At 46.6% G+C, this 9,643-nt stretch carries 15 protein-coding genes and 1 pseudogene; 2 read left to right on the forward strand and 14 right to left on the reverse strand.

Annotated elements, in window-relative coordinates:
- From OGY19_RS16985 to OGY19_RS17030, 10 genes and pseudogenes are all read right to left on the reverse strand, one after another.
- Window positions 1-494: pseudogene (locus OGY19_RS16985) on the reverse strand (IS5-like element IS5B family transposase); the annotation flags it as partial.
- Window positions 495-539: 45 nt separating this feature from the next.
- Window positions 540-857, reverse strand: a complete 318-nt coding sequence (locus OGY19_RS16990; RefSeq protein WP_250133976.1) for a hypothetical protein — start codon at window positions 855-857, stop codon at window positions 540-542.
- Window positions 858-868: 11 nt separating this feature from the next.
- Window positions 869-1,852 (reverse strand): recombination-associated protein RdgC, encoded by a 984-nt coding sequence (rdgC, locus tag OGY19_RS16995; protein WP_007372167.1) that lies wholly within the window; start codon window positions 1,850-1,852, stop codon window positions 869-871.
- Window positions 1,839-2,069: a hypothetical protein gene (locus tag OGY19_RS17000; RefSeq protein ID WP_007372166.1), complete on the reverse strand. Its 231-nt coding sequence runs from the start codon at window positions 2,067-2,069 to the stop codon at window positions 1,839-1,841. The genes rdgC and OGY19_RS17000 overlap by 14 nt, the downstream gene beginning before the upstream one ends.
- Window positions 2,066-2,887, reverse strand: coding sequence for a DNA adenine methylase (locus OGY19_RS17005; protein WP_007372165.1), 822 nt, complete (start codon window positions 2,885-2,887; stop codon window positions 2,066-2,068). The genes OGY19_RS17000 and OGY19_RS17005 overlap by 4 nt, the downstream gene beginning before the upstream one ends.
- Before the next feature lie 150 nt (window positions 2,888-3,037).
- Window positions 3,038-4,306 (reverse strand): DNA polymerase III subunit beta, encoded by a 1,269-nt coding sequence (dnaN, locus tag OGY19_RS17010; protein WP_286596875.1) that lies wholly within the window; start codon window positions 4,304-4,306, stop codon window positions 3,038-3,040.
- A gap of 87 nt (window positions 4,307-4,393) precedes the next feature.
- The gene (locus OGY19_RS17015) at window positions 4,394-4,693 is read right to left on the reverse strand and encodes a hypothetical protein (RefSeq protein WP_009653866.1); all 300 of its coding nucleotides are present in this window, start codon (window positions 4,691-4,693) and stop codon (window positions 4,394-4,396) included.
- 13 nt (window positions 4,694-4,706) lie between these two features.
- Window positions 4,707-5,051 carry a hypothetical protein gene (locus tag OGY19_RS17020; protein WP_032951317.1) on the reverse strand — a complete coding sequence of 115 codons (345 nt, stop codon included), beginning with the start codon at window positions 5,049-5,051 and terminating at the stop codon, window positions 4,707-4,709.
- Window positions 5,041-5,367, reverse strand: a complete 327-nt coding sequence (locus OGY19_RS17025; protein WP_223227020.1) for a hypothetical protein — start codon at window positions 5,365-5,367, stop codon at window positions 5,041-5,043. The genes OGY19_RS17020 and OGY19_RS17025 overlap by 11 nt, the downstream gene beginning before the upstream one ends.
- Before the next feature lie 62 nt (window positions 5,368-5,429).
- Complete coding sequence (locus OGY19_RS17030; RefSeq protein WP_007372162.1) at window positions 5,430-5,843, reverse strand: hypothetical protein; 414 nt, start codon at window positions 5,841-5,843, stop codon at window positions 5,430-5,432.
- Window positions 5,844-5,976: 133 nt separating this feature from the next.
- Here OGY19_RS17030 and OGY19_RS17035 point away from each other — a divergent pair, with 133 nt between their 5' ends.
- Entirely contained in the window at window positions 5,977-6,324 is a 348-nt protein-coding gene (locus OGY19_RS17035) for a hypothetical protein (RefSeq protein WP_127649446.1), read from the forward strand.
- 17 nt (window positions 6,325-6,341) lie between these two features.
- Here the strand turns inward: OGY19_RS17035 and OGY19_RS17040 are convergent, their stop codons facing one another.
- The 4 genes from OGY19_RS17040 to OGY19_RS17055 form a co-directional block, all read right to left on the reverse strand.
- Window positions 6,342-6,656 carry a hypothetical protein gene (locus OGY19_RS17040; RefSeq protein WP_127649449.1) on the reverse strand — a complete coding sequence of 105 codons (315 nt, stop codon included), beginning with the start codon at window positions 6,654-6,656 and terminating at the stop codon, window positions 6,342-6,344.
- Between the two features lie 27 nt (window positions 6,657-6,683).
- Complete coding sequence (locus tag OGY19_RS17045) at window positions 6,684-7,364, reverse strand: hypothetical protein (protein WP_007372161.1); 681 nt, start codon at window positions 7,362-7,364, stop codon at window positions 6,684-6,686.
- Window positions 7,365-7,641: 277 nt separating this feature from the next.
- A complete protein-coding gene (locus OGY19_RS17050) occupies window positions 7,642-7,995 on the reverse strand; it encodes a hypothetical protein (RefSeq protein ID WP_154050669.1) in 354 nt (117 codons plus the stop codon).
- Window positions 7,996-8,050: 55 nt separating this feature from the next.
- A complete protein-coding gene (locus tag OGY19_RS17055; RefSeq protein WP_081365510.1) occupies window positions 8,051-8,599 on the reverse strand; it encodes a single-stranded DNA-binding protein in 549 nt (182 codons plus the stop codon).
- 19 nt (window positions 8,600-8,618) lie between these two features.
- Between OGY19_RS17055 and OGY19_RS17060 the strand changes: the two genes are divergently transcribed.
- Window positions 8,619-9,587: an IS5-like element IS903B family transposase gene (locus OGY19_RS17060; RefSeq protein WP_000654812.1), complete on the forward strand. Its 969-nt coding sequence runs from the start codon at window positions 8,619-8,621 to the stop codon at window positions 9,585-9,587.
- The last annotated feature ends 56 nt before the right edge of the window (window positions 9,588-9,643 follow it).

The following is a 9,643-nucleotide window of genomic DNA, read 5'->3' on the forward strand; positions in this document are numbered from 1 at the left end:
TGCATCTCCGGATCGCGTTGCTGCTCTTTGTTCTTGGTCGAGCTGGGTGCCTCAATGATGGTGGCATCGACCAAGGTGCCTTGAGTCATCATGACGCCTGCTTCGGCCAGCCAGCGATTGATGGTCTTGAACAATTGGCGGGCCAGTTGATGCTGCTCCAGCAGGTGGCGGAAATTCATGATGGTGGTGCGGTCCGGCAAGGCGCTATCCAGGGATAACCGGGCAAACAGACGCATGGAGGCGATTTCGTACAGAGCATCTTCCATCGCGCCATCGCTCAGGTTGTACCAATGCTGCATGCAGTGAATGCGTAGCATGGTTTCCAGCGGATAAGGTCGCCGGCCATTACCAGCCTTGGGGTAAAACGGCTCGATGACTTCCACCATGTTTTGCCATGGCAGAATCTGCTCCATGCGGGACAAGAAAATCTCTTTTCTGGTCTGACGGCGCTTACTGCTGAATTCACTGTCGGCGAAGGTAAGTTGATGACTCATGATGAACCCTGTTCCATGGCTCCAGATGACAAACATGATCTCATATCAGGGACTTGTTCGCACCTTCCCTAGATGCTGATAAATCTCACAATCTGGTGATTTCGAAATTTCTTCCAACGAGGACATAACTACGTATTGAAGAAAGATGCTCCTGCATTTTGGCAGCAGCAGGTTAAGATGCAATTCACATTCGTTCAGCTTTTTTCGCGCCGGTGTCTCTCTGAAGAGACCAATAAATAGCGCCCACAATGAAAACTGACGATCTCTTGTCTCTTTAACCAACTCTTTAACTGCCAGGGCTCGGGCAATGTTAGCATTTTCAACCTGGCGTGATAACTCTTGGAGTTCTGTAGCTGTAATCATCTCTCAGCCCTTTAATGGAAGGTTTTTTCTGGTTGTTTGGCTTCTGCCGCGACACCTTGTTGTTCGTCTGACGGCGTTGTGATGAGTCCTGGGCTTTCACCCCCGAGGGCTTTTATCATTGTGTCCAGAACCTCCATAACAACAGAGGTAAACAAAACGAAATCGGCATCAAATCTTTGGGCGTGATCTTCTGGCGAAATGTCATCGTTCTGTTCAATAAGTTCTTCCGTAAAGGTCAGTCGTGAAAAGATGAAATTGTCATTCAGGATGAAAAACATCTGGTTCATCCAGCCCAGTGCAACCTTTGTCACAAGCTTTCCGGCCTCGATGTGATGAGCGATCTCATCACATATCAAATCCTGGCGTTTTGTTGTAACGACCCCCCCGTTTTCGAGCACATCTTTGAGCGTGGCTTCGTCGCATAAAGCTAGGCCAGGCGGCAGACTTCCTGTTTTGACCCACTCTGTTAACGTCAGTTCTACCGGCGTTTCCAGCGTGAATGGGATAATTGGAAGTGAGCCAATAGTTTTACGTAGCAAAGCTGTTACATCATCTGCTTTTTTATGGCTGGTGGTCTCAACAAGCAGTAGACGTGATTTAGTATCCACCCAAATGTTTGTAGTGCTGTATTTGCTGAAAGCCTTTGGTATGAGCTCAGCGAGCACGGCATCGTTGACGGCCTGGATCTCCATTTTCTTTAGCCTGCGGTTTTGCTCTTTCTCCAGTTTCTGAACCCGGGTTCGCACAATTTCTTTGATGGTCGCGGGAGGAAGTATTTTCGATTCGTGCTTAACAGTCAGAAGAATGAGATTATTCGACTCATGCTTTAACAGCTCGACATCTTCACCCAATGGCGGGATCCATCCTGACCGTGCCATATCATTAGGCCCGCAGGGAGTGTATTTCAACTCACTTAACTGTTCATCCAGCTTGTCTAATTCCAGAGCTTTTTGGATGCGGTAGACTACAAGGCTTTTGGGTTTAAATTGGCTCATCGTGGCCCTCAGCTGTTGCTTGATTAATTTTAATAAGGTCAGAGACACGCTCGCGGATCACGACACACTCCCAGTAAGTTAGAGGCTTAGAGCTCAGCACTTGTTTAAACTGCGCCACGGCAATATCAGGTGCTGTCCGATATTGTTCGGCGATATCCTGACAAAATTTCTCAGTCTCTGGGTTATGCAGCTTTTCAGAACAATGGAAGCGTTTCATGCCGCAGCTCCCTTTTTCGAGTTATCCGCTAATTTGACCGCGAAGATTTCTGAAGCTTTTTTCCCATCCCCGCTGCCTTTAAATATGCTTCTCCGGGCAGTCACACCATGAATAGCGAAGGCTTGATAAAGCTCACGAATATCAGGCGCATCGTGGCATGATGCGATGACATGAACCCCGCGTTCAGGCAGCAACTGGAGCAGTTTGGTAAGCTCAATCTGCATAGCGGGTGTAAAACCGCTGGCATGGTAAGCCGTGAATCTGCCGGGATTAACATATGGTGGGTCGCAATACACCACATCACCCGGGCGGGCCATTGATAGCGTGGTCTGGAAGCTGGCGCAAAGTAAAGTTGCTGAGGACATTTTCTCAGCCATTGCGTATAACTCTGTCTCTGGGAGATAGGGGTTGGCGTAATAACCCCAGGGGACGTTAAAGATGCCTTTCCGGTTGTATCGGCATAGTCCGCGATGGCCAAACCTATTCAGATAGATAAACAGAGCAGCTTGAGTGTCACTTGCACTATCATGATTATTGAACTGGCTTCGCAGCTCATAATAGGCGTCCTCAGAACGCCCGAGACAGTAAAGGCGTTTAAGCTCAGAAAGTACCTTTTCAGGCGACTTAAAAATACTCTGGTATGTATCGATCAGGTCGCTATTAATATCGGCCAAAATGTATTCTGGGTAATTCGTATTCATCATTACAGCGCCTGAACCGCCAAAGGGCTCAATAAGCCGACCACCTTTCGGTAGTACATGCTTAAGACTTGCCATAATGTTGTGTTTGGCTCCTACCCACTTCAGAACGCTTTTCATTTCATTCTGGCTCCAGAATATTAGGACGCAGTGATCGCGACCAATGGGAGCGAGATGGCATATAGCCATCCCGTCAGGAAGCTTGTTTTAACGTTATCACGCCCATGAAATTGGCTATTTCGAAAAGGCCGACAAAACGAGAGCGTTTTGTCAGACACGGACAGGCATGATGATGTCGTAATTGTTTTTGTTTACTGAAATCAATATGCCGGTCGTTGTATCACGCAAAGCAATCTGTGCGGCTTCTCCTTCTTCCGAACACGCCCCCAGGCTTGCCAGTGATTCCAGGAGGTAATCGGCATTCATACCGATATCAACAATTGTTTCGGGCTCGCCTGCCTCTTTCGCAATGTCCATCACCTCTTTGCAACTGATTGCATTTGAGCCGGGCGACTTAAGCTGTAGGGCGTTGTCTTTGAATGACATCACACAAACACTGGTGTTGTTTGGCGAGCCCTCTTTAAGCAATGGGGTTGCGCGTTTTAGTGCGGTGGTGAGTTCAGAAGGATCAACCTTAAACAGTTCAGTATTTTTGGCTACCGTGCTGGCCACGCGCTTCCAGTCCGGGTAACGGCCATCGACAAGATTTGAAATGACTGTATGGCTTCCGAGCGTAAATGTCAGGTTACGGTTGCTGTAGTCAATTTTGAATTGACCCTGGCTACCGCTCAGGATTTTATGGAGCACGGGGAAAACCCCGTTGGGTAAAATCACACCTGCATTCGTGTTACTGATAGAGGTAGGAGCTGTCGGAGATTGAATCTCATCGCCCACGTCATCGCTGAAGTCGATATCATGAGAACTGACGGCCATACGATGTCCATCAGTGGCTACAGCAATAAATTGGCCATTATCGATACCGAGGTAGACCCCATTCATATAAAAGCGGACATCGTTCTGAGCCGCAGCGTGGCTGACACGCTTGATAATCTGACTCAGCATCTGCGTTGGAAAGTAAACGCTGTAATTATGTTCCAGCGTCTTAGCCTGAATTTCGGGTATATGGTCTAAGCAAACCGGGATGTTATAGGAGTTTTTGTCGGTGCGAATGACAAGATGGTTTTTTGCCGCATGGAAGCGGACGTTAATTTCATCTTCGCCGCGCATGTTGCGGATTAAAGAAAAGAGTTGTGTTGCAGGTACTGATACGTCCATATCACCATTGCCCCCCGATACCGTCCCTTTACTGGTAATTTGGGCAGAGTTTAAGTCAATGCCAAGGGCAGAAAGACAATCCCCACGTAACCGCAGCGTGATCATCTCCAGTACTTTCATTGCAGGAGACCGGCGAATAACCATACACGGCATTTCGATAATTTTGAGAAGTGCTTCAGCAGAAATATCAAACCCTGGAAGCTCTTTAAATGATAAGCGTCTTGCCTTTGGTTGAACTGCGTCTATTGTAGATGCGTCTGTCATTTTACTGTCTCCCATAATTATCCGTGTTAAATTAATCGTACCCCCGGTCAATCAAGTGACGAATAGCAAATTATGAAAAAATGAAGTTTATTTGTGGTGACGGCGATAACCTAATTCAAACGCGAACTGCCATTGGTATTCATTTAAAGCACATCCAAGAGATGTGATGGCCTCAACAATTTCCTTTATAATGAGGTTGCCTGAATTCAATCTGTACTCGTAGTACCAACCTATATCAAATGCGATAAGCTGGAGGCGGAAAAGATGGATCTGAGGAACGTAACCAGTAACGCCGCTAAGCGCTTTTATATAAATGAGTTCCCCTTCCATTTCTGATAGAAAAACCATGTCAAGAATATTGGACGCGAAATTCGTCATGGTGAACATAAATTGAGCCTCTTTATTGAGCCTCGCGTAACACATCGGATGCCTTAAAGTAGCCGAGTCGGTGCATCATTTTATTGATCTGACCTACTTTGCCATCAGACCCTTCATACTTACTCAACCGGTGAAGTAAGATACGCATGGACATCAACACACTGTCTGATGCGTTATCACCACGGGTAAGTAGTTTATCAGTACTATCTGAGTATGACCCCGTAAGTGCCGCGCTCACCAAATCACCGGCAATAGCATCCGGGTGGCACAATGCCATCAAACCGATAATCAATGCCTGCCGATTAAGTTCCGTTTCTGTCAGGCCTGTTTTTGAAGTGAGTTCTGCTAGTAAATTATCAGTGCTCATTATCATGCTCCTTTTGCTTATGTTCTCCCGGTTGAATGGCGGAAGAGTCTTTACTACTGCGTGAAAATACATCCGCGACCAGAAATTTAGCTTTCTCTGAAGGACTCATAAATTTCCAGAGTTCATCAGGATATTCATCGTCATGCTTTTCAGATTTTTTCAATCGGGAGATTCCTTTTAATTTTGCAGCCATGCGGCTCCGTCCATACGGACGGATTGGCATTGTAAAATTTTGCTGCGAACTATCAATCAGACCAGTAAAGTGACGACCCATATAAATACCTCTAAGTGCAGTAGTTATTTTTTCCCGATTCAAAGCTCCGCCTTTAACGTCATACTACGGGATAGCATTACTGCAACGAAATATTCAGGGATTGTTTACGGCGTTTTGAAGGTGTTATCCATTACCGTTTTACTTCTCGCTACCCAGTCGTTTGCATCACTGCAATTGATGTTTGACGCTACGACCTGACGGGCGGATGTATAGATTGGACTTGCATAACCACCATTCCCGGCAACTACCAGACGGATACTGTTGAGATATGCGTAAACAGGATCCTGTAGGATTGTAGAATCGATGGATGCCTGCTGTTTACAGCTATCGCTACGCATCTTTACTACATCAGTTGCGACCATGACGCATTCAGGACATTCATTTTTAAGCTGAATGAACTGAGTTGGTGTCTGCCCCGCTGCCGGACTTCCATCTGCTCTAAGAGGAATATTGGCTTCAGCAATATTGATGCAGAAAGTCGATCCCGCAATTAGCGCCAGCAATAATTTCGTTTTCATATAACCTCGCCTTATTTAATTCAGATTTATCGAACTGAGCTTACTGCTTTAAGTGGTGAGTAAGAAAAAAAAAGGGTGACAAAACGGGGGGTGTTTTTTAACCTTAATCATATCCCATATGATTAGGTTGATTATGAACAATGCCAATATGCAGGGAGATGGTACTGAACATCGCCTGGAGCGCTTTTCCCGTATTCAGAAGGATGCGTTGGTACTTCTTCTTTTGTGCAAAGAAAAAGGCACTGCGATAGTGCCATTCACCAGGTTGCTGGGGTTTATTAACTCTGTTCCAGACAGCCAGGATGTAGCTGAGCCCAACCTACGTAAGTCACTCAAAACATTGCAGCAAAATGGCTATGTATGGAAGTACCGGAACAAAAACGATCTTACAGTTTCATTTGAGTTAACTTCATCAGGAGAACTCCAGGCAACTTCATTTCGGGTGCGAAGATTAGAGGCATGGGGCCAGGCAGACGAGTAAAACTCGTCTGCTGGTGGTTACACAGAAAGATACTTTTTACTGATAGTTAAAGCGCTGCGTCGTTTTAATGCAAATGGACGATTATCAGAAAGTCTGGAAGCATTACCGGCGCGAATGAATATGCGTTTCATCCTGCGGTCAAAATGTTCTTCTGACCAGCCGAAGGGATACGTACCCTTAATACCATCTATTGGCCCGGCAAGAATGCGAGCGGTTTCGCTACGAAGAGTACTTCCCCTTAAACCAAATGAGCTAAGTTTATTTCTTATCAGACTTACAGAAAATTTCCTGGGTTTTAAAACACCCTTAATACAGTACAGATGTTTACTCATAGCATTACCCTTTTATTATGGGAACGATTAGCTGCGCTGCATAAAGTCGATGGATTGGCGTTTGTTTTCTTCGATTATCTTCATTGCCTCTTCAAGCCATCCAGCATCTTCACCCCGGCTGGTTAGCTCTTTGTGCTTTAGTTTGAGTGCAAATACTGCGTCATCAGCACCGGCAGTAAACAATTCTTGTCTGACTTGTTGTGTGCTGGTTGTACCATTTATAACACCAACCATATAATTCACGATATCAATAACTTGGGGGAGTAAATCTGGATCCTCATGATTAATCTCCTCGATACTGACAAACGGCAGTAACCGGTCAATCAGCATATGGGCTAGGTTGGTGATATTCAGCAGGAATAGGTTATCGTTCTCGGTGTCGCTTTTGCTTTTTACTTCTGATGCGGTAAACGACTGAACCCGGCGATTGTATTCGCACTGCCACTCCTTACAGGCACTGATCATCCAGTTCTGTATCTCTTCATCAGAAGCGTTGGATGATGGAATGTCCATCGCAGCAGGGAGAACTTGATCCCATGGGTAAACATGAGAATCAATCATCACGCCTTCCGCGTTACGCATTAACTCAGATAAAGCCACTATGATGCGGCGCATCAGATGGTTTTCAGTGAGGAGAGTAAACTCTTGTTTCGATGCACCAACGAGCTCGACGTTGAGTCCTGTCAGCGAGTCGTTAGTGTTTGGCATAGTAACAGGCCTCCTGCCCTAAAAGATGATTATGAACCAGTCCGTGGTCGCAGGGTTTAGTAGTGCCAGTCAGCGTATCCGATTTTACGCTTTCGTCTTGATCACCAGTGTTCACTGAGGGTAGTAAAGTTTTGACGACGTTTTTCATAAAGACCTTATACTGTCATGACAGTCGTATGTAATTTTAGATAAGTTCTATAAGACATCTCAAAAAATAATGGTAATCCGCGAGCAGATTACCATTCAGGCATTCATCAATCATAATATGCTACGGTTATTATTTTATAATACCGCACTGCTTTGCTATCTCGATAACATCGCCATTTTTTATGATGATACCCAGAGTTTGCGCATCCTCAATGTGTCTAGTGGCGCATCCACCGACAGCTTTAACCTGCTCGATGAGACGGTCTGAGGCAGCAGCAGTATACGCCAGTGTACTGTCTGGAGTGTTGAGACTGAACAGATAAAAGCCTGAGACAATTCCCAAAATTACCAGTAGTCCACTTCTGAGTATCGCCGAAAAAAGGGCCGCAACGCAAATTGCACCACCGGCATAAATAGCAGCCTGGCCATATGACATAGACCCATTTTCCAGTATCGTCTGGAGTGCGTTATTGAATTCATTCACGGCAATAATTCCCCATTAGTTATGATACAAATTAAAACAGATATGCTGCTAATCATTAAAAGGCTATCTCAGTTCCATAAGCACCAGTGCTTCCTGGAACTTCATCCTGATTTCCCAAATAATAATTTTCCATTGTTGGGGGCGAGTTGCGTGGTGTTGCTGGCCTCGCGTTCGTGTTTTGTGGCCTGCGGCTATAACTGGTATTCTGCCGGTGATCCTGCCCACGGTTCTGCTGGAGGTGACGACTCACCAGTTTATTACCGCCTACATTGACTTTGCGAAGAACATGCCCCTTCACGGGGTTGACAAGTACGTCCATAAAGAAGCGTTCTTTACCATCCTCCTTGATTAGGCGGGTACGCAATTGGGCCTCCAGGTACACTCCTGTCCCGACATGAAGATGATTGCGGGCCACATCAGCAAATTGACCAAGCAAAATGATCTGATAGTGTTCTTCCGTAATTTTCTCCAGACCAGATTTATCCTCCATTGAGGACTCAGATGTTGTTACATAAATCTTTGCGTAGATGCCGTGGGTAGGGTGTTGTCGGATTTCAGGCTCACGGCCTACAGTACCTTCGATAATTACTTGGCTTTGTTGAATAAATCGAACTTTTGCTGAGTTGAAGGATCAGATCACGTATCTTCCCGACAACGCAGACCGTTCCGTGGCAAAGCAAAAGTTCAAAATCACCAACTGGCCCACCTACAATAAAGCCCTCATCAACCGTGGCTCCATAACTTTCTGGCTGGATGATGAAGCTATTCAGGCCTGGTATGAGTCAGCAACACCTTCTTCACGAGGCAGACCTCAGCGCTATTCTGACCTTGCCATCACTACTGTGCTGGTCATTAAACGCGTATTCAGGCTGACCCTGCGGGCTGCGCAGGGCTTTATTGATTCCATTTTTTCTCTGATGAACGTTCCGCTACGCTGCCCGGATTACAGCTGTGTCAGCAGGCGGGCAAAGTCGGTTAATGTCAGTTTCAAAACGCCCACCCGGGGTGAAATCGCACACCTGGTAATTGATTCCACCGGGCTGAAGGTCTTCGGTGAAGGCGAGTGGAAAGTCAAAAAGCATGGCCAGGAACGCCGCCGTATCTGGCGTAAGCTGCATCTCGCCGTTGACAGTAAAACACATGAAATCATCTGCGCTGACCTGTCGCTGAACAACGTTACGGACTCAGAGGCCTTCCCCGGGTTAATCCGGCAAACCCACCGGAAAATCAGGTCAGCCGCCGCCGATGGCGCTTACGATACCCGGCTATGTCACGATGAACTGCGGCGTAAGAAAATCAGCGCGCTTATCCCTCCCCGAAAAGGTGCGGGTTACTGGCCCGGTGAATATGCAGACCGTAACCGTGCAGTGGCTAATCAGCGAATGACCGGGAGTAATGCGCGGTGGAAATGGACAACAGATTACAACCGTCGCTCGATAGCGGAAACGGCGATGTACCGGGTAAAACAGCTGTTCGGGGGTTCACTGACGCTGCGTGACTACGATGGTCAGGTTGCGGAGGCTATGGCCCTGGTACGAGCGCTGAACAAAATGACGAAAGCAGGTATGCCTGAAAGCGTGCGTATTGCCTGAAAACACAACCCGCTACGGGGGAGACTTACCCGAAATCTGATTTATTCAACAAAGCC

Origin of the sequence: Citrobacter sp. Cy070 (genome assembly GCF_030332245.1) — a bacterium.
Lineage (GTDB): Bacteria > Pseudomonadota > Gammaproteobacteria > Enterobacterales > Enterobacteriaceae > Citrobacter > Citrobacter youngae.